General features: G+C 46.1%; 20 protein-coding genes. 1 reads left to right on the top strand and 19 read right to left on the bottom strand.

The window, feature by feature from the left end:
• Positions 1-119: 119 nt before the first annotated feature.
• Positions 120-1280 (top strand): iron-containing alcohol dehydrogenase, encoded by a 1161-nt coding sequence (locus C508_RS0104110; protein WP_018702279.1) that lies wholly within the window; start codon positions 120-122, stop codon positions 1278-1280.
• Positions 1281-1460: 180 nt separating this feature from the next.
• Here C508_RS0104110 and eutJ read toward each other — a convergent pair whose 3' ends face one another.
• The 19 genes from eutJ to hisH form a co-directional block, all read right to left on the bottom strand.
• Positions 1461-2273 (bottom strand): ethanolamine utilization protein EutJ, encoded by an 813-nt coding sequence (gene eutJ, locus C508_RS0104105; protein WP_018702278.1) that lies wholly within the window; start codon positions 2271-2273, stop codon positions 1461-1463.
• Between the two features lie 97 nt (positions 2274-2370).
• Entirely contained in the window at positions 2371-3318 is a 948-nt protein-coding gene (locus C508_RS0104100) for a magnesium transporter CorA family protein (RefSeq protein ID WP_018702277.1), read from the bottom strand.
• 2 nt (positions 3319-3320) lie between these two features.
• A complete protein-coding gene (locus C508_RS0104095) occupies positions 3321-3620 on the bottom strand; it encodes a EutN/CcmL family microcompartment protein (protein ID WP_018702276.1) in 300 nt (99 codons plus the stop codon).
• 244 nt (positions 3621-3864) lie between these two features.
• Positions 3865-4797, bottom strand: a complete 933-nt coding sequence (locus C508_RS17785; protein ID WP_018702275.1) for a divergent polysaccharide deacetylase family protein — start codon at positions 4795-4797, stop codon at positions 3865-3867.
• 440 nt (positions 4798-5237) lie between these two features.
• A complete protein-coding gene (locus C508_RS0104085) occupies positions 5238-6026 on the bottom strand; it encodes a basic amino acid ABC transporter substrate-binding protein (RefSeq protein ID WP_018702274.1) in 789 nt (262 codons plus the stop codon).
• Between the two features lie 151 nt (positions 6027-6177).
• A complete protein-coding gene (locus C508_RS0104080; RefSeq protein ID WP_018702273.1) occupies positions 6178-6945 on the bottom strand; it encodes a basic amino acid ABC transporter substrate-binding protein in 768 nt (255 codons plus the stop codon).
• A gap of 165 nt (positions 6946-7110) precedes the next feature.
• A complete protein-coding gene (locus C508_RS0104075) occupies positions 7111-7407 on the bottom strand; it encodes a zinc-ribbon domain containing protein (protein ID WP_018702272.1) in 297 nt (98 codons plus the stop codon).
• A gap of 362 nt (positions 7408-7769) precedes the next feature.
• Positions 7770-9050, bottom strand: coding sequence for a flagellar filament capping protein FliD (fliD, locus tag C508_RS19340; protein ID WP_018702271.1), 1281 nt, complete (start codon positions 9048-9050; stop codon positions 7770-7772).
• Positions 9051-9125: 75 nt separating this feature from the next.
• Positions 9126-9662 carry a D-glycero-beta-D-manno-heptose 1,7-bisphosphate 7-phosphatase gene (gene gmhB / locus C508_RS0104065; RefSeq protein WP_018702270.1) on the bottom strand — a complete coding sequence of 179 codons (537 nt, stop codon included), beginning with the start codon at positions 9660-9662 and terminating at the stop codon, positions 9126-9128.
• Between the two features lie 499 nt (positions 9663-10161).
• Positions 10162-10551 carry a flagellar export chaperone FliS gene (gene fliS / locus C508_RS0104055; RefSeq protein WP_018702268.1) on the bottom strand — a complete coding sequence of 130 codons (390 nt, stop codon included), beginning with the start codon at positions 10549-10551 and terminating at the stop codon, positions 10162-10164.
• Positions 10552-10585: 34 nt separating this feature from the next.
• Entirely contained in the window at positions 10586-11041 is a 456-nt protein-coding gene (locus tag C508_RS19335; protein WP_018702267.1) for a flagellar protein FlaG, read from the bottom strand.
• A gap of 11 nt (positions 11042-11052) precedes the next feature.
• Positions 11053-11334 carry a hypothetical protein gene (locus C508_RS0104045; protein WP_018702266.1) on the bottom strand — a complete coding sequence of 94 codons (282 nt, stop codon included), beginning with the start codon at positions 11332-11334 and terminating at the stop codon, positions 11053-11055.
• 48 nt (positions 11335-11382) lie between these two features.
• Positions 11383-12846: a flagellar filament capping protein FliD gene (fliD, locus tag C508_RS0104040; RefSeq protein ID WP_018702265.1), complete on the bottom strand. Its 1464-nt coding sequence runs from the start codon at positions 12844-12846 to the stop codon at positions 11383-11385.
• 125 nt (positions 12847-12971) lie between these two features.
• Positions 12972-14012 carry a pseudaminic acid synthase gene (gene pseI / locus C508_RS0104035; protein ID WP_026319345.1) on the bottom strand — a complete coding sequence of 347 codons (1041 nt, stop codon included), beginning with the start codon at positions 14010-14012 and terminating at the stop codon, positions 12972-12974.
• A gap of 8 nt (positions 14013-14020) precedes the next feature.
• Positions 14021-14890 (bottom strand): radical SAM/SPASM domain-containing protein, encoded by an 870-nt coding sequence (locus tag C508_RS0104030; protein ID WP_018702263.1) that lies wholly within the window; start codon positions 14888-14890, stop codon positions 14021-14023.
• A 56-nt stretch (positions 14891-14946) separates the two neighbouring features.
• Positions 14947-15507 carry a UDP-4-amino-4,6-dideoxy-N-acetyl-beta-L-altrosamine N-acetyltransferase gene (gene pseH, locus C508_RS17770; RefSeq protein WP_018702262.1) on the bottom strand — a complete coding sequence of 187 codons (561 nt, stop codon included), beginning with the start codon at positions 15505-15507 and terminating at the stop codon, positions 14947-14949.
• The gene (pseG, locus tag C508_RS17765; RefSeq protein WP_018702261.1) at positions 15497-16528 is read right to left on the bottom strand and encodes a UDP-2,4-diacetamido-2,4,6-trideoxy-beta-L-altropyranose hydrolase; all 1032 of its coding nucleotides are present in this window, start codon (positions 16526-16528) and stop codon (positions 15497-15499) included. The genes pseH and pseG overlap by 11 nt, the downstream gene beginning before the upstream one ends.
• A 7-nt stretch (positions 16529-16535) precedes the next feature.
• Positions 16536-17315: an imidazole glycerol phosphate synthase subunit HisF gene (gene hisF / locus C508_RS0104015; protein WP_018702260.1), complete on the bottom strand. Its 780-nt coding sequence runs from the start codon at positions 17313-17315 to the stop codon at positions 16536-16538.
• The gene (gene hisH, locus C508_RS0104010) at positions 17309-17944 is read right to left on the bottom strand and encodes an imidazole glycerol phosphate synthase subunit HisH (RefSeq protein WP_018702259.1); all 636 of its coding nucleotides are present in this window, start codon (positions 17942-17944) and stop codon (positions 17309-17311) included. The genes hisF and hisH overlap by 7 nt, the downstream gene beginning before the upstream one ends.

Here is a 17944-nt window from a genome sequence, read left to right as displayed (position 1 = left end):
CATCTTTTGCGGTTTCACCGTCTGCTCTTGCTATGCTCCCGGAAAGATATTGCAAGCTTTGCTCCCGAATGATACGATTGTGATATTATGAACAATCTTTGCAAAAGGAGGGCGTCTTTATGCCCGGAAAAGCCTTTGAGTATTTCATGCCCCCAGTCAGTATTCTAGGCCGCGACTGTTTAAAGGAAATTCCCCGCTACATCAAGCCCATGCGATTTCGCAAAGCGCTCATTGTCAGCGACAAAGTGCTTGTAGATATCGGCCTGATTGCGTCTCTTACCAACGTCTTGGAAGAAGCCGGTATCTTCTACATTATCTATGACAACGTTTCTCCCAACCCGACAGTTGAACAGGTAGATTATGGCCTGCGTCTCTTCCAAGACAACGGCTGCGATTTTCTCATTTCCTTCGGCGGCGGCTCTCCCCACGACTGCGCCAAAGGAATTGCTCTTTTAGCGACCAACGGCGGCAGCATCCATGATTATGTCGGCCTTAACCAATCGAAAGCGCCAGCTGCACCGCTTATTGCCGTCAATACCACGGCTGGTACCGGCAGTGAATTGACCCGTTTCTGCGTGATTACCGATGAAAAGCAGCATAAAAAAATGACCATCACCGATTGGCATGTTACCCCCATTGTCGCCGTCAGCGATGCCTGCCTCATGACCGCCATGCCTCCGGGACTAACGGCTGCCACCGGCCTAGATGCCCTCACCCATGCGGTAGAAGCTTATGTTTCTACCCAAGCCACGCCGGCAACTGACTGCAAGGCCTTAAAGGCCATTGAGCTTATAGCCAAGCATCTTCCTACCGCCGTAGTCGACGGCCAGGATTTAGACGCCCGCGAAGGAATGGTTTACGCCGAATATCTGGCCGGCATCGCTTTTAACAATGCCAGCCTAGGCTATGTCCACGCCGCCGCTCACCAACTTGGCGGTCGCTACGGCCTCCCTCATGGCTTAGCGAACGCCCTCATGCTTCCGGCTGTAACAGATTTCAATCTTATCGCCATCCCCAAGCGCTATGCCGACATCGCCCGCGCCATGGGCCAGTCCATCGCCGGCCTTTCTACAGCCGACGCCGCTCGTTTAGCGCCTGCGGCTATGCGCAGCTTGATTGAAACATTAGGCACGCCGCAGCATTTGCGCGATGTGCGGGGATTTAACGAAGAAGACATTCCTCTCCTTGCCGCTGGCGCCCTGGAAGACATCACCGGCGCTACTAACCTGCGCCGAGCCACCCAAGAAGAAATGGAAGCCATCTTCCGGGCCGTGCTTTAATAAATAACGAACAAGAGAATCAGAGTAACTGAGGGCACGAGCGAGGACACGTAGAAAAACAACATAACAAACATAACAGGGGTTACAGATACTATTTTTTGAGTATCTGTAACCCCTTGTCAATTTCGAAACCCTCAGCCGTACCCTCTCGCGACTCCGGTTCTCCTGTTTCGTTGCCGTTTAATATAAAGCTATGCCCAGGGGAGTCACCAAAAGCGGATGCGGCGGCACATGCACCGGTCGGCCAAAGGCTTTGCCAAAAGCTTCCTCAAAACCATCTAAGTAGGCCGTTCCGCCCACTACGTATACCTCTTGTTTTTCACAATCGCCGCATTGATTCATCATTTGCTGCGTCACAGTAGCCATCTTTTCTATTACCGGCAAGACAATAGGCATAATTTCGCGATGTCTTGATGTATCGCGTTTAATCAATTCCGCTTCTTCAAAAGGAATATGGTACGCCCCTGCCAAAGCCAAGGATAAATGCGTCCCGCCAGTTGGCTCATCAGCCGAAAACACCATCTCTCCGTTGCGCAATACGGCAATGCCTGTCGTACCGCCGCCAATATCAACTACCACGCCGTCGTTAATTCCCAATGCTTTCGCTGCTGCAACCGGTTCGTCCACCTGCCCGATGGGTTCAATTCCAGCCCCGGCAATGACATGGCTGCACGCCTGCGCGTTGCGGCCTACCGTTCCAGGCGGCACCGCCGTAGCTCCGCACTCCAGCTTAACACCGACAATGGTTTCTACTTCTTTTTTCAGTTCTTCTACGATATTCATAGCGCCTCGGAAATCCACCACCAAACCGTCACGCACTACCGTAGCCCATCGCATAGCACCGGCTACCGGCAAACCAGCCTCATCCACTACGACAAGCACCACATCCGCCGTCCCCAAGTCCACCCCTACACGATACGGTCCAGGGACACCTGTCCATGCCTTATCTTCAATCAATTGCTGTAGCTGATATATTTTCTCGTACGCCTCCATTACCATATCCTCCTACTCCTGCTCAAGAACCGCACTCCGTTCCCTCACCGTACCCTCATGTTCTCCGGTTCTCTTGTTCAATCCTAGACCCTATTATTCACAGCATTCTTTTTTTCCGCAAGAACAGTCCAGCTAAAGCGCTCGACAGAAGCGAAAGCATGACTACCAAATAAAAGCCGATCTCCGTCTCTCTGAGCGGCACGACCATGCTCATGCTCCAAAAGCTGGAAATCATCGTAGGAATCGATACAAGAATGGTGATCCCTGCTAAAAATTTCATAATATGATTCAAATTATTGGCAATAACCGAAGAAAATGCATCCATCATGCTGCTAAGAATGGAGCCATAGGTCTGCACTAATGCTAAGGCTCGCTTATTCTCAATAATAACGCTTTCCAGAATGTCCTCGTCTTCCTCGTTCATCGGCAGCCAACGGCGAAACTGCGGCGAAGCCCGCATACGCACAATATTATCCAGCACAATATCATTTGCCCGAAGCGCCGCCGTAAAGTAGGTCAAACCTTTTTCCAAGTCTAATAAACGATATACTTCCTCATTGGTTGTCGACCGACGCAGCTTCATTTCAATTTCGTCCGTCCGTTTGCGTATGCTGTTAATTTGCCGTAAAAACGTATTTCCCGCTTGATAAAGAAGCTGAAAGAAAAAATGTACGCTTTTCGTCGTGTCAAAACCTAGACCAGCTTCGCCTCCTTTAGGCAAAACACTGGTAATTTCCCGCGTCACAGTAATCGTACAATTGGGCGTTAAAATCACGCTCAAAGGAATGGTGTCATAACGATCCTGCCCGCGAAAAACAGGTACACTGACAATTACCAGCAGGCAACCAGCGCTACGTAACACCCGTGGGCATCCATCTTCCTCAAAGGCAAAGCGGAAATAGTCCTCTGGAACGCCTACTTTCTTTGTCACTTCAGCAATTTCCTCAGCCGTCGGATGCACGGCGTGAATCCAGCAGCCATCCTCCAGCGTTTCTAAGGACAACGTACGTAGGCCTTCTTCCTGAGTTTTATATACCGATAACATAATTATTTCTGCATCCAGTATTGGCTCTTGGACACACCCTCAATTTCCATACTGTCTACAATCCCAACAATGGCCGCATCCACCGCACTGTCGTCATTTTTCGTCACTCTCCGAGCCGAACTGCCCGAAGCGACCAGCACCGTCTCGCCGTTGCCCGCTCCCACCGTATCAACTGCCACCTGCATGCTGATATTATTCAACCCATCAAGGTTCAGCGGCTGCACCACCAAAAGCTTCCACCCTACCAGCGTATCATCTTTTGTCGGAGCTACCACGGTACCTACTACTTTTCCTAACCACATATATTTGTGCCTCCTTCTTAAAAGGAAACCAGTGATTGGGTCGAAGTACGCCTCAAATCATTGGTTTCCTATACATGCTTGTCAAAATACTAGCGAATACGCTTATACTGTCAGTAAATTATCCCCCCACTTTATTTCCTATACTCTTGTTCAATCCCCAAATATCATTTACTAAATTGGCCTTAAAGCCCTTATTTCCCTCTGCACTGGCTTGTGCATTCATCGGATATTCTTGCGCTTCAAACTATTCTGTCAACCGCGAGACAAAAACTAACCGAATCCCTTTGCGCTCTAACTCCGGGATTACCTCACGCAAGGCTGTAGCCGTATGCATGCGCGCGTGACCAATCACCACGGCGCTGCCGGATCGCAAAGCCAGATTCCCTGCCGTCCGCAGTTTCTGCTTCACCGCATCCACTTCATCCACGTTATCCAAAAACAAATCATTTTCCGCCGCCGGAACCCCCAACTGTCGCGCCGTCATCCTCCCTACCGACTGAGAGCTGGTGCGGCTGTCCACGAAAAACAGTCCTCTACTATGAAGCACGCTCAATACCTGTTTCATGACCCGGCTGTCCGACGTCGCCAAGGATCCCTGGTGATTGTTTACACCGACCACTCCTGGCAGCGAATGCAGCGCTTTCTCCACGATACTGCGAATTTCACCATCCGACATGCTTGGACTAATGGTATTCTCCTCTGAAGCCGCCGACGCTTGCTGCGGCATCATCGGCAAATGCAAGATCGCCTCTTTTCCCGATGCCTTTGCCGCTTGCAGCGCTTCTGCCGAATGAGGCCGATACGGAAGAATGGCGAAAGTTACCGGACGCGGCAGCGCCGCAAGCGCCGCTATCGGTCCTGAGGTATAACCAAAGTCATCAATAACAATAGCTAAGCGCGCCTTTATTTCACCGCTCGGTTCTGGGAGGGTACTTTTTGTATCTCCCGCGACCTTAGCCGCTTCCTTGGTCTTTTCCTTGGCCTTTTCTTCTACACCCTTGCTCGCTTTCTCTTTTTCGCTGCCGCCGATCGCCTCTTGAACGGCTGCCGGCATCAAGCTGGTTAACGAATTTTTTCCATCATCCTGCATCCCGTACCAAACTGCCGCCCCTAGCGCCAATAACGCCACTACCCACCAAACGATGCGCGGTGACGATTTTTTCTGCTTCCTTGCCATAAACACACTCCTCTAATATCCTTCGGCTCAAACTTCCACGCAGCCCGCTGGAAGTCCTGCCAGAAAACGTACGAGAATGCACGAAGATTAATTTTTGAACAAGAGTAGAGGGAGTAATCGGAGGGTACGATGAGGGTACGATATATTATTTTTTGAAAGTCAACGTTTTTCAGAGATGTACATCTTCGCTTAGTCTATGGCAGCCATGCTTAGCACGTCGTTGCGAGGAGCGCAACGACGCGGCGCCCTCCAAAAATTGTTTTCTTGGTCTTTCTTTGTAAATTTTTAACTTTATCGAGCCCTCCATCTACTCACTCTACTCCTGTTATAATTTAAATTCTCCTGCGTTCCCTCCCGCGACTCTCGAGACTCCTGTTCAATTCCCGTCGCATTTAAAAAGCCTGCGCACTCTAAAAATGCGCAGGCTTTCAAGTCTACTTTTATTGTTTTTTGCCGAACCATTTCTGATACAGTTTGTCATACTCGCCATTGGCTTTTAAGGTTTCCAACGCTTTGTTCACCTTGCTGGCCAATTCAGTATTTTTCTTAGCTACTGCAATACCATAGTCTTCCGCATTTTTCAGCTCTGTTGTCGCCAGTTTAGCAAAAGCATCGCCTTTTTTTTCAAACTGCCCCAAGTAGTATTGGTTAACCGGCAAGTCATTCACAACGGCATCCACACCGCCAGCTTTCAGTTCCATAAAAGTTTCTGGCACACCATTAAATTCACGCACCACCGCACCGGGAATTTTACGAGCTTCTTCCGCAGATGTCGTGCCTATTTGCACGGCAATTTTTTTTCCTTCTAAGTCTTTGAAACTCTTGATGGTCGTATTCTCGTTTTTCACCAAAATACTCAAGCCGGATTTGTAGTAAGGCGCAGAAAAAGCAACCTTTTGCTGCCGTTCAGGCGTAATGGAGACGCCGGAAGCAATCATATCAATCGTACCGGAGTCCAATGCCGGAATCAACGCATCAAAGCCCATGCTCTGAATCTCCAACTCCATTCCCATCTCTTTAGCCAAAGCCCTGGACAAATCCATATCAAACCCTACATAATCTTTACTCTTGTCATCCTGAAATTCAAACGGCGGAAAAGTCATCTCTGCACCTACGCGCAAAACCTTTTTCCCGGTATTATCCGCTTTCTTCTCACCGCCGCAGCCAGCGACACCCACAACGATCGTAAATAACGCCAATACCAACCAGATTAAAGTATTTTTCTTCATTAGTACATCTCCTTCGCACTCATCTTTGTGTAAGATACTTTTAATCATAAAGTATCTTACACAAAGATGCAAAATGCGCAATGTTTCGGAAAATGAAAGAAAAACAAAAAACCTGCGTCATCCGGCAGGATGCGCAGGTTTTAGTAGTACTTTATTGTTTTTTGCCAAACCATTTTTCATAAATTTTATCATATTCGCCATTGGCTTTCATTTCATCCAACGCTTTATCCATTTTTTCTTTCAGTTCCGTGCTTTTTTTGTTCATAGCAATGCCGTATTCTTCAGCTTGCAAAACATCTCCTACCATTTTGGCATCCTTATCGCCACCCTGTTTCAAATAGTAGGCCGTTACCGGTTTGTCATTAATAACCGCATCTGCGCCGCCAGCTTTCAATTCCATAAAGGCTTCCGGAGCATTGTTGAACTCGCGAACGACAGCATTAGGAATCTTTTTAGCGGCATCAGCGCCGGTAGTACCAATTTGTACGGCAATGCGCTTGCCTTCCAAATCTTTTATGTTCTTGATCGTGTTATTGTCGTTTTTCACGGCAACAATCAAACCGGACTGATAATAAGGTTTCGAGAACAATACTTTTTTCGCACGTTCTTCTTTAATCGTCATTCCCGCAACGGTAGCATCAATATTGCCAGCTTCCAGCGCCGGAATCAAGCCATCAAAGTTCATGTTCTGAATTTGTACTTCATAACCCATTTTCGCGCCTAGCGCTTTAATCAAATCAATATCAAAGCCTACATATTCTTTGCTTTTCTCATCTTGGAATTCAAACGGCGCAAATCCAGGATCCGTACCAATCTTTAAAACTTTTTTCCCTTGCTGCTTGTCACCGCCGCAGCCAGCCAAACCCAACGTCAACATAAACATCGCCAATACCATTACCGAAAGCCATTTTTTCGACATTCTTGTTTCCCCCTAACGTTCTTTCGCATAGATTTGTTTATAATTATGCATCATGTCGTATAATTAGTCAACTGCTTTTCTTAAATTTTTGAAAGAAACAATAACCGTATCCCCGTATCAAAAGTAAAAGCCCCGGCACAAGACCGGGGCGCATTGCTGTTGCTATTAGTAATTATTGTTCCGCATCGAATTGAAGCATTCGCGGCAGTAAACCGGACGATCATTGCGCGGCTGGAAAGGCACCTGGGTAGTTACGCCACAGTTAGCGCACACTACATCGTGCATTTCGCGCTGCGAGCTAGATCCGCCATCGCGAGTCCGGCGACGTGCGTCGCGGCAGGTACGGCAACGCGTCGGTTCGTTTTCAAAACCTTTTTCAGCGTAAAACTCCTGTTCACCTGCAGTAAACACAAACTCTGCTCCACAATCCTTACACGTTAATGTCTTGTCTTGAAATTCCATGCACGAGATCCCTCACCTTATTGGTTTCTAAGGAGGTTGCTTAGCCGACCTGGTCTTTGACCCCACACTCGCCTGCAGGAAGTTTCGCTACGAGGATTCCAATCCGCTCACTACTTCCCCTCTCGAGATCTTACGTCCCGGCAGGTCTTACTTCTAAGCCGCACCATGCTCAAAGCTTCGGAAAAATTATACGAGCTCCTTACGTGGATCGTTTCGCCTGCGACTGGCATCGACTTTCAACCACAGACCTAAGCAACATTTCCCGAGGTCATTATAACGCAATTTCCAGAATATTTCAAGGGAATAAAACAAGCAAATTGTCTGAAATTGTTTGTCAATATAGAAGTTCCCTAAACTAGATTTTATGCAAACAAATCCAGTAAGAAACCGGAAGACTGCCGTAAAGCCGCAACTGCCAAACTTCCTGTCTGCCCGTAAGATGACGTAGACTCCAACGGACTGGGAACCTTCAAGAGCGTAGACGCAGGACTTGAACCGACAGCTGAAGATACTGCATTCAGTGCGCCAGTTAAACCATTCTCCCCTCCCAACAGTCGCTGCACTCGTCCTGAATCTTTTGCCAGCGCGCTCGTCAGCCGCTTCTCGTCCAGCGCCAATTCGCCAGTCTGAGAATCACGCGTTATGCCAATATTCGCCAACTCGTTTTTCTGGTATCCCTGAAACTTCGCGTCTACGCGAGAAAAAACGCGCTGCCCCGCAGCCGTCACATTATCTGCCCCTGTAACCGCTGTTTCCAGGCGATTATACGCCGTAATCATCTCTTTAGCTGCCGTGACAATGCCCGCAGGGTTCTTGCCTACCGTTACCACAGCCTTCTCTGTTGTTGCTTTTTGCAAATTCAGCGTCACATTACCGTAATCTAAAGAAATTTGATTAGACGCAGAGGTTGCCGCTTTTCCATTCACGCTATACACAGCATTTTCTGCCTGCTGCGTACGATTTCCCAGTCCCAAAGCCGCAACCGCATTGCCGGATACATCCCGCAATGTAAAGCTTTGAGCAGCCCCGGTTTCCTTGGACTGCAAATTCAGCCCCGTTTTCGTTCCATCGCTGCTCATTACAGCGTTTATATTCAAACCGCTTTCACTAAACGCTTTTGCTACCTTCTCTAATACTTTGCTGTTATTTTCCCCAGCACTCACTGCAAACGATATGTTTTTTTCCTTGCCACTGCTATCGGTAACCCCTAACGTGTAATTACCTGCAGACAACGCCCCATACCCCAGGGCATTAACGCGGGTCCCTGTATTTTGCTGCGCCGTCGCCACCTTGCTAACTTCCACCTCATACGTTGCCGCCTTGGCCGCCACTTTAGCCTGCCCCGAAATAGCACTCGATGTTGAGGTTACGGTATTTTTAGCAAATACATTTTCCGCGCCGGAAAATTGTCCTGTCGCACTTTTCAGTTGTTGATTAGCGCTTGATACTTCTTTTATCTGTGAAGCATAGCTTTGCTGTTCTGCGCGATAATTAGCAAACTGATTCTGCGCCGACTGTTTTAGGGATTTATACTGATTCCCTAGCTTTAGCAGATTCGTATCAACCGCTTTTGTTGGCGACACCGAATTATACCCTGTATAAGGCATTAAATTTCTATACACGCTCAGGCTAACATTAGCCACACTAATCACCTCCTGGCAAAAGAGTATACTTACCTTATATTATTATACCGCAAAAATCACATATTGTCAGTATAATTAGTTTTTTCGCAAAAGGTCCCTCACGTCATAAATCACTACGTCCGCCTTACTATTCTCAACAACATTTCCTTTCTCCAACAAGCGGATAGTCTGCGCCACCCCCGCCCGCCTCCCCGCTTCCACGTCAGACTCCTTATCACCAAGCACCACCGACTCATTCAAAACAAGCTCCAGTTCCTCTGCCGCCTTTAATAGCATCCCCGGCCCTGGCTTACGACAATCCGATTCCCGACGATATTCGCCAATCGCCTTTTCCGGATGATAGGGGGAAAAGTAGACGCCTTCAATCATAACATCCTGTTCTGCCAATGTCTGCTTCATCCACTCCGTCAGCGCCCAGAAATCTTCCTCTGTATAATAGCCGCGCCCAATTCCAGATTGGTTCGTCACAACCACCAGCACATACCCGTCTTGCTGATATTGATGCATCACTTCAATAATTCCCGGAATAAATTCAAAGTCTTCTATTTTATGTAAATAATGCTTCTCTACATTAATCACACCATCTCGATCCAAAAACAACGCCTTACGCACACCAACAGCCTCCTCATGAAAATACTGGGGAGAATACGGTTCACTCAGAGTAACAGAGAACGGCCAGAGAAATGCCCGAGAGGAAAACCGAACTATTTACCGCAGAGATTGCTTCTTCACTTCGCTCCTTGCAATGACAAAATAGCCATCTTAGCGGCACAGCCTCCCCTCACCGCTAAGCCGACTGACCCGTCATTGCGAGCGCAGCGCGGCAATCTCCTTGTGCTACTGTCCAATTTCTCTGATTCTCTGTATTCCGTTCCTTTACCCGTAAGCCCTCCCTATACTCCCTATACTCCTGTTAAAAAACCGTTCCCCGTAACCCTCATTCGAACCCTCAGATTCTCCGGTTCTCTTGTTCAATCCCCGTTCCAATGTTCTCTCTGTTACCTCTGGCATTTCCTCTGTTTCTCTGTGTAAATCTTGTAGCTCCGTCGTACCCTGCATTCCTGTGCCTCGTACCCGCAAAAAAGCCGTCAGCATTCGCCGACGGCTTTTTTTATTTTTCCGGCGCGATTCCTTTAGCCAGCTTCATAGCTTCCGCCCAAGTATCCCGCATTTCTTTCAGTAAATCCAATACTTCCTGCAGCATCGCCTTATCTTTCTTCACATTGCCCTCCATCAAGCGATACTCCATAAATTCATAGAGCTTATCCCAGTTTTCCGAAAGCTCGATATCCATGTTTAAGGTCTGCCGAAACTCCCGTATAATTTCCTGCGTTCGCATGTTCATCTCATGAGCTTTTTCCATCTCTTTCGCCTCAATCGCGGTAATCGACGCACGCAAAAAACGTATAGCGCCATCATACAACATCAAGGTCAATTGTTCCGGCGACGCCGTCATAATCTGTTGATTGCGGTATGCCGCTGCAGGATTCATCATACTCATGTTCAAAAATGCCTCCTAGTATTCCCGTCCATTGCTAAATCTTTTTATCAATCATCATACCAACATAATCGCGAATTCTCGCGATCATGTCCAGGTATTCTTTGGGAGGATACTCTTTTAAAACTTCCCCTGTTCTTGTATTAACGAACTTCACCATAACTTCATGAGTCTTTTCATGCACTTCAAACTTCAAATCAGCAGTCAGCATTTCCACAAATCGATTCATTGCATATGACATTGTCTTAAGCTCTTCCGCGGTTGGCAAAAAATGCAACGGTTTCATTGCTACTTTATCAGCCTTTTGCTCACTTGCTCCATCAACTGTTGCTACGCTTGCCGCTGCTGCAACTTGAGGAGCGTCACTTGCTTTTCGCTGCGTTTCCTGCTGTTGCGCATTCCCTTGCTGTACAGTCCCCTGCTGCATCCCTGCTGAGCTGGCCGTCGCCACCGTCGCTCCGGCATCCATGCGTGTGAGCGATCCGATCTCCATCTTCCATCCTCCTATCCTTTACGTTCCACATGAGCGATTACTCCAGCTACACCTTGATAAGCACTGGCATTTGCATGCTGCTGTTGTACATTTCGCTTAAGTGCGTCCACAGCCTGTACCAATAGCTCTTGTTCCTGCAAAACTTGCTTTAAAAGCACCTGTCCTTCTTCGGTCTCCCGAAAATCGTCAGTTCCTTGCATCAACAAGTTTTGCACTTCTTCTCGCTGTAGTTGTAAAGCCTCCAGTGTCGCCCAATCGGGAACAGAAACAAATTTCCGCATTTCCGTAGTCAAAAACGCGTATTCCTTCCACAACTCTCGACTGTTCTTCGTATTCATAGCTTACTGCGAGTTTCCGCCAAATAATTGGCTAAGCCAAGAAGACTGGCTATTGAGTTTTTGCAACATCGTTTCCAATGCATCAAACTGTTTATAGTATCGTTCTTGCATTGCGCTAATTCGCGAGGTGGTCGAATCAATTCTGGAGTCCAACGACTTCAGCTCTTTAGCCAAAGAACTCTTAGTATCTGATGAGCCTGCAATAACCCCCGCTTTGTCATTTAGCTGGGTCATTGTACCTTTTAACGAATCATACAAACGTTGTGCAATACCATCTTGCGAGGAAGTTACTCCGTCTGTACCAAATAGATTCTTGACTACCGTCGGATCTTCCTGCAGAGCTTTGCGCAATTTCGTCTCATCCAAATACAATTTGCCGCCTTCCGTGTACGACCCGGTTGTAATGCCAATGGACGATAACGATGTATAGTTGCCGCTGATACCTGCTACAGGATTTGAAATACTGTTACGCATGTTTGTCGCAGCCTGCCGCAAGATAGAGTCATTGCTCAAAAGGCCTGTTTTAGCGATTTTCTCCCAAGCCGTAATCTCGCTATCGCTCATAGACGACTTCTGCGCATCTGTCAGCGGCGCGTAGTTCCGGCTGTGCGTTTCGTTTGCCTTATCATTGATAGCTTTTAGTGTCGCATTATAACTTTCAATAAAAGATTTTATATTTTCTACAGTCTTATCTGCATCTGTAGAAACCGAAATCGTCGCCGATATCCCTGCCGTCTTGTTTTTTAGTGTATACGACACACCTGCCAACGTAAAGGAATTGCTGCTTTGCGTAATACTCTGCCCATCGATCTTCACGCTTGCATCTGTACCAGTGCTGCTTATTGATAATTTCAAGTTGTCCGTAATAAAGGCCAAGTCAGCGCTACCTGTAAAATCAACCTTAGCAGTACTTCCTGTCGTACTGCTATAGATATACATCCGGTCCGCTGTCGCATCATAGGTTGCCTGTACGCCATCGCCAGCGCGATTCAAAGCAGATGCAAATTCGTTCAAGCTTTGATTCGTGTTAATAGAAACAGACTTGCCATTAACTTGAAACGATAATGTCGTATCCGCAGCCAAGGAAAACTGCGAAGCAATGGTTGTTTTGCTATTTCCGGCAGCCGTAATCGTCCCGCTGCTAATAGAAGCAGCTCCGGTTGCCAAAGCATCCACTTCCACCGTATGAGTGACCGCTGCTGCTCCGCCGCTTGTCAAAGCGACAACCGCACTTTCATTACTAGATGTTACCTTCTGCGGAGTTAACGTCTTATCCAGCTTATAATCAAAGACTTTATTGCGAAAATCATTGACCGTATTGTAAATACTGGAATAATCCTCTTTTTTCCACTGCAAGGTAGTTTTCTGCTGATTAAGCTTATTCAGGGGCGTATTCGCCGCTTTCATTAAGTCTTTTACCAAATTATCCACGTCCAACCCCGAGCCGGACAAACCATATAAACGCATCCTGCGCACCTCCTTAAAATCCTTTTATCCTCTTAGAAGGAATATCGAATAAAAATCACATATTCTTAAGAACTCTAAAGAAGATTTCGCATATGCTAAAGTCTACTCAGGTCGATTATTACATTTTATCGTAGCAGATGATTCCAATTCAAAGCAGTTCCTTTTAAAACAGCCTGACTAAAGCGAGCCCCTCTCACAAGCTCTAAATACTTCGGTTCCATACCCAAACCTGGGCGAATTGCTCGCACATTTTCTTCGGTAACAAGATCACCGGCTTGAACATCTTCCACAACATACAACGAACGTCGAAACTGCAGTGACTTTTCTTCTGCCTTGGTTCGTTGATAAGATACAGTACCTAACGCTTGAAACGCGCGCTGACATTCAGCAACCAATTGCTTCATCTCTTTAGGCTCTAAGGAAAACGCAGCATCCACACCGCCTTCGGCCCGAGACAAAGTAAAATGCTTTTCAATAACCGTGGCCCCTAAGGCAATAGATGCCACCGCCGCCCCCAACCCCAGCGTATGGTCCGACAGCCCTACATCGCATTGAAACAACTCTTTCATATGAGGAATGGTCCGCAAATTAGAGTCTTCTGGCGATGCTGGATAACTGCTAGTGCATTTTAATAGAGTCAACTGCGAACAGCCTGCTTTACGAACCGCATCAACAGCCTCAGCTAATTCCGCTGCACTCGCCATTCCAGTGGACATAATAATAGGTTTGCCAGTTCGCGCCACTTTCTCCATAAGTGGTAAGTCGATATTCTCAAACGATGCAATCTTGTAAATAGGCATCTCCATGCTTTCTAAAAATTCAACAGATGTTCTGTCAAAAGGGGTACTAAAGCCTATAATCCCCTTTTCCCTGCACCGTTCAAAAATCGGTTCATGCCATTCCCAAGGCGTATAGGCTTCTTGGTACAGATCATATAAAGAACGCCCATACCATAAGCTTTGCGGATCATTAATGCGAAATTCCCGTTCGTTCAAATCCAGCGTCATCGTATCCGCCGTATACGTCTGAATCTTTAATGCATCTACGCCGGTTTCCGCCGCAGCATCCACAATCGCCAAGGCCCGTTCTAAGGATTGATTGTGGTTTCCAGACATTTCCGCTATGATAAATGGTTTTCTATTCACTGTGCTCTCCTTTGTATACATAGCCCCTATTACTTTCTCAGCAGAAATTGTCCTCGTCCTAAAACCGTACAATATTCGCAGAGTTTTGGCAAATCCCCTTCTTCAATCTTTTTTCTAAATGCAAGCATAGGCTGGTTATTCCAAATTGTTTCTAACTTCTCATTTAGAATGTTTCCCATAACATACATATTAGTAAGATCATAGCAACAAGGAACCACCGCCCCATCCCAGCGAATTGTAATTGTATTATTTACATTATCACAATAATTTTCGGGACAATCTTTTCCATTTGCAGTTACCTGAAATTCTTTCTCGTTAAGCCCTGGCCACTTCATTGCAGAAACAACATGAATTTCTCCTTGAAATGCTTCCTTGATAAATTCAGGCACAGTCGGCTCTAAATCAAATTGGGTAGATGAAACAACAATATCAGGCAGGGAACACCCCAACTCTTTTTTCATCGCGATCAGTGCATTAATGTTGGTTATTACTGTATCAAAATTTGCACCTCTGCGAATGCTATTATTATCATTAGCATCGACTCCATCAATTGAAAACTCAATCAAATCCAATCCACTTTCAATAAGTTCGCGGCTTCTTTCTGCTGTAAGAAGCATGCCATTTGATACTATTTTTACAAAAGATACTCCTATCTTTTTTATTTGTTTGATCATCTCGGATAAATTGGGATTTAATAACGGCTCTCCACCATGATATAACACCGCCACTCGAATCTTTTTCCCTTGAATATCATTGATGATTTTTTTAAATATCTCCGAAGACATGATCCCACGATTCATATTGGTCGTTCCAGTCGGACAATGAATGCATCGTAAATTACACGCACCAGCAGGCTCAATGCGAAGTACTTCGGGAAAATTTCTAATATACCTTTTCATAAGTTGACACTCCTTTTATATAGAAATTCATTTCACATTCAAGTTTCATTCACCATTTAAATATATTTCTCTCTGATTTCTGCAATTAAACTATCTTTTATATTCGTCCAATAATCTATCAAATACCCAAAACAAACCACATCTAAATATCCATCATATTCCTTAAAAATGTGTCCCTTCAAACATCCCTCTTGTAAAAAGCCGAGTCGCTGATGATAGCGAAAGCTCTTTTCATTTTTTTCAAGTACTTCCCCCACTACCTTGTGCATCTCCATACGTTCAAAGGCTTCTTGCAACGCTAAAAAGCCCATTACTAACGCGCTTCCTCTAGGCGCGTCATCTACCCCAAGATAAAATCCCCAATTCAATCGTCTATGTTTTTGCGAGATAGCTGTAAAATTGACAACTCCTAACGGAATATCGTCACAACAAAAAACAAAATGTTTTCCACAATATCCTTTTTGTTGTGTTTTATAGAACCAGTGTTTATGCTCTTCTAAAGAAATTTCATGCTCCGTATACATAGCTGCACGTATTGAGGGCTTATTCCGCCAAGTAAGCACCACTAAAAGATCAGCCTCTTCCATTGGCCGCAGTTTCCATCGACTAGCCAGCATGGTTCAATTCCTCCATGGTTCGTACTATTTCACCCACTCCGTGCTTGTCTTTTTCTGGATACAACGCTTGCATATTTTCTTTCATCTGTAGCCGTAGCGCCCTATCTTCAATCAATTGGGTTAATAAGGCTTCTATTCGTTCCAGATTGTCCTGCTGGGCCGTTCCTGCGAGCAAGGTCAATCCATCTTCAGCTGCTTTTTCAGCAATCGCCTTCTGGTTTTCCGCTACGACCACAGTAATACTTGGCACCCCGAGATAGCAGCGTTCCCACAATGAGACCCCACCAGCGCCTATAGCAATATCTGCTTCACAAAGAAGTTGCGCCATTTTAGAGGTTTGGATATGCAACGTAACATTCTCATTTTCATGACAATACTGCTCAATTTTGTCCCTATTCACACAATAATGCCCGATTACAACGATTAAGTGCATTTCTCTGTTTTGGGCAAACTCAGCCTGACTCCACCACTGTAAAAACTTCCATGTCATTCCAGCTGGGTCTGTTCCTCCGAAGGAAAGTAAAATACGCTGCACTTTTTCGATTCCACGAGAACCTAACTTCCCTTTTACTTGAATAAATTCGCGTCGAAACAAAGCATAACCTGGCCCAAGAAAAGAGGCACAATTCCGTGGAATCAATGCCTCATAGCGTGTTTTATCTTGCAAATAATCATTTTGGTCCAATAAGATATCACAATTATGCTGACGATCAGCCAAATCGTCAATAACCATAATATGCCGGAATTGCTTTCGCATAGCCGATTCCCATGTTAAATCCAGTTGGTAATGGTCTACTACCAGCCAGTCACCACAGATAGTAAGTACTTCGTCAATAGCCTTTAACGCATAACATGTATATCCCTTGTCACGAATCATCCTTATCAAATGTCCCGGTTGTTCCACACAAGCAAATTGAACCTGTATGCCATGACACTGAAGTTCTTCTGCAAATGCCAGGCAACGCATTACATGGCCTGTCCCTATTTCAACAGAAGCATCGGCTCTGAATACCACTTTCATTGTACCCTTACCCCCATTGCACAATGCTGTTGCGAACAGGTATGCCACACTTCGCCAAATAATTTTTTGCCTCCATGGGCGTTTGCTGTGTAAAGTGGAACATACTGGCAGCAGCTACCGCCGTTGCACATCCTTCCACTAAAGCCAGGCGAAAATCTTCATATTCCCCTGCTCCCCCTGAAGCAATAACTGGAATCTTATGGACTGTAGTCGTTACTTCACGAATCAACTCTAAATCATACCCCTGCAGAGTACCGTCACGCTCAATAGAAGTAATCAAAATCTCTCCAGCACCCATTTCCTCCATCTGCGCAGCCCACTCTCCTGGAGTGTATGTAGTCTGCTGCTTACCAGAACGACGATAACAACGATAACGGCCATCATCTTCTTTACGCGCATCAATGCTCACGACAATGCATTGCCGTCCAAAGCGCTCCGCCGCTTCACGAATGAGCTGCGGATTTTCGTAGGCAGCACTGTTAATGCTGACTTTATCGGCGCCGGCTTTTAATAGCCGGCGTATTTGTTCAATGTTAGTAATACCACCGCCCACGGTAAAAGGAACAAATGTTTCTTGCGCCAATTCTTCCACCAGCTCATAGTCTGGCTCTCTCTGATCTTCTGTAGCCGTGATATCCATAAGCATCAATTCATCAACTTGTCGCGTATTGTAGACCTTTACAGCCGGCATAGCCGTTCCAACGCGTCTCCAACTATTAAAGCTTTCGCCTTTGACTAAACCAACATCTTTCAGCAACATCGTGGGAATTACTCTTACTTTTAACATGAGCTGTCCTCGTCTCCATAGTAATGCAGAAAGTTTTTTATAATTTGAAACCCATAAGGCCCGCTCTTTTCCGGATGAAATTGTGTACCAAAGACATTCCTTTCTTCCACTGCCGCTACAAAACCACTGGCATAATCTCCTGTTGCCACGACCACGCTGGCGTCTTGCGGTTGAAAATGATAACTATGCACAAAATAAAAATCAGCTCCATCAGGAATGTTCTTTAACAATACACACTCCCTTTTCTTGTGAATGTTGTTCCAGCCCACATGTGGCAAACGTTCTTTCTCTCCAACCTGCATTAAAACGACTTTACCTTGAATAAAGCCCAACCCTTGATGAGTACCGCCTTCTTCGCCTACACTCGCTAAAAGCTGCATTCCTAGACAAATACCTAACACTGGGATTTTTTGATCCAATACCATTTCACGCAATGGATCCACCCAGCCACCTTGACGCAACAGCTTCATGCCATCGCCAAAAGCTCCGACTCCAGGAAGAATAATGCGTTCTGCCTCCTGAAGTTGAGCTGATGACTCAGCTAAAAACACATCGCCCCCGCATTCTTCAATGGCGCGATGAATGGACCCTAAATTGCCAAGACCATAATCAATAATCGCCGTTGCCAT

Source organism: Anaeromusa acidaminophila DSM 3853 (assembly GCF_000374545.1).
In the GTDB taxonomy this organism is placed as follows: Bacteria; Bacillota; Negativicutes; order Anaeromusales; family Anaeromusaceae; genus Anaeromusa; species Anaeromusa acidaminophila.
This window is presented reverse-complemented; position numbering and strand designations above follow the sequence as displayed.

Bases quoted from the DNA above. Each gene is read 5' to 3' on its own strand.
- C508_RS0104110 (WP_018702279.1), top strand. From the start codon at position 120: ATGCCCGGAAAAGCCTTTGAGTATTTCATGCCCCCAGTCAGTATTCTA.
- eutJ (WP_018702278.1), bottom strand. From the start codon at position 2,273: ATGGAGGCGTACGAGAAAATATATCAGCTACAGCAATTGATTGAAGAT.
- C508_RS0104100 (WP_018702277.1), bottom strand. From the start codon at position 3,318: ATGTTATCGGTATATAAAACTCAGGAAGAAGGCCTACGTACGTTGTCC.
- C508_RS0104095 (WP_018702276.1), bottom strand. From the start codon at position 3,620: ATGTGGTTAGGAAAAGTAGTAGGTACCGTGGTAGCTCCGACAAAAGAT.
- C508_RS17785 (WP_018702275.1), bottom strand. From the start codon at position 4,797: ATGGCAAGGAAGCAGAAAAAATCGTCACCGCGCATCGTTTGGTGGGTA.
- C508_RS0104085 (WP_018702274.1), bottom strand. From the start codon at position 6,026: ATGAAGAAAAATACTTTAATCTGGTTGGTATTGGCGTTATTTACGATC.
- C508_RS0104080 (WP_018702273.1), bottom strand. From the start codon at position 6,945: ATGTCGAAAAAATGGCTTTCGGTAATGGTATTGGCGATGTTTATGTTG.
- C508_RS0104075 (WP_018702272.1), bottom strand. From the start codon at position 7,407: ATGGAATTTCAAGACAAGACATTAACGTGTAAGGATTGTGGAGCAGAG.
- fliS (WP_018702268.1), bottom strand. From the start codon at position 10,551: ATGAGTATGATGAATCCTGCAGCGGCATACCGCAATCAACAGATTATG.
- C508_RS19335 (WP_018702267.1), bottom strand. From the start codon at position 11,041: ATGGAGATCGGATCGCTCACACGCATGGATGCCGGAGCGACGGTGGCG.
- fliD (WP_018702265.1), bottom strand. From the start codon at position 12,846: ATGCGTTTATATGGTTTGTCCGGCTCGGGGTTGGACGTGGATAATTTG.
- pseI (WP_026319345.1), bottom strand. From the start codon at position 14,012: ATGTATACAAAGGAGAGCACAGTGAATAGAAAACCATTTATCATAGCG.
- C508_RS0104030 (WP_018702263.1), bottom strand. From the start codon at position 14,890: ATGAAAAGGTATATTAGAAATTTTCCCGAAGTACTTCGCATTGAGCCT.
- pseH (WP_018702262.1), bottom strand. From the start codon at position 15,507: ATGCTGGCTAGTCGATGGAAACTGCGGCCAATGGAAGAGGCTGATCTT.
- pseG (WP_018702261.1), bottom strand. From the start codon at position 16,528: ATGAAAGTGGTATTCAGAGCCGATGCTTCTGTTGAAATAGGGACAGGC.
- hisF (WP_018702260.1), bottom strand. From the start codon at position 17,315: ATGTTAAAAGTAAGAGTAATTCCCACGATGTTGCTGAAAGATGTTGGT.
- hisH (WP_018702259.1), bottom strand. From the start codon at position 17,944: ATGGCAACGGCGATTATTGATTATGGTCTTGGCAATTTAGGGTCCATT.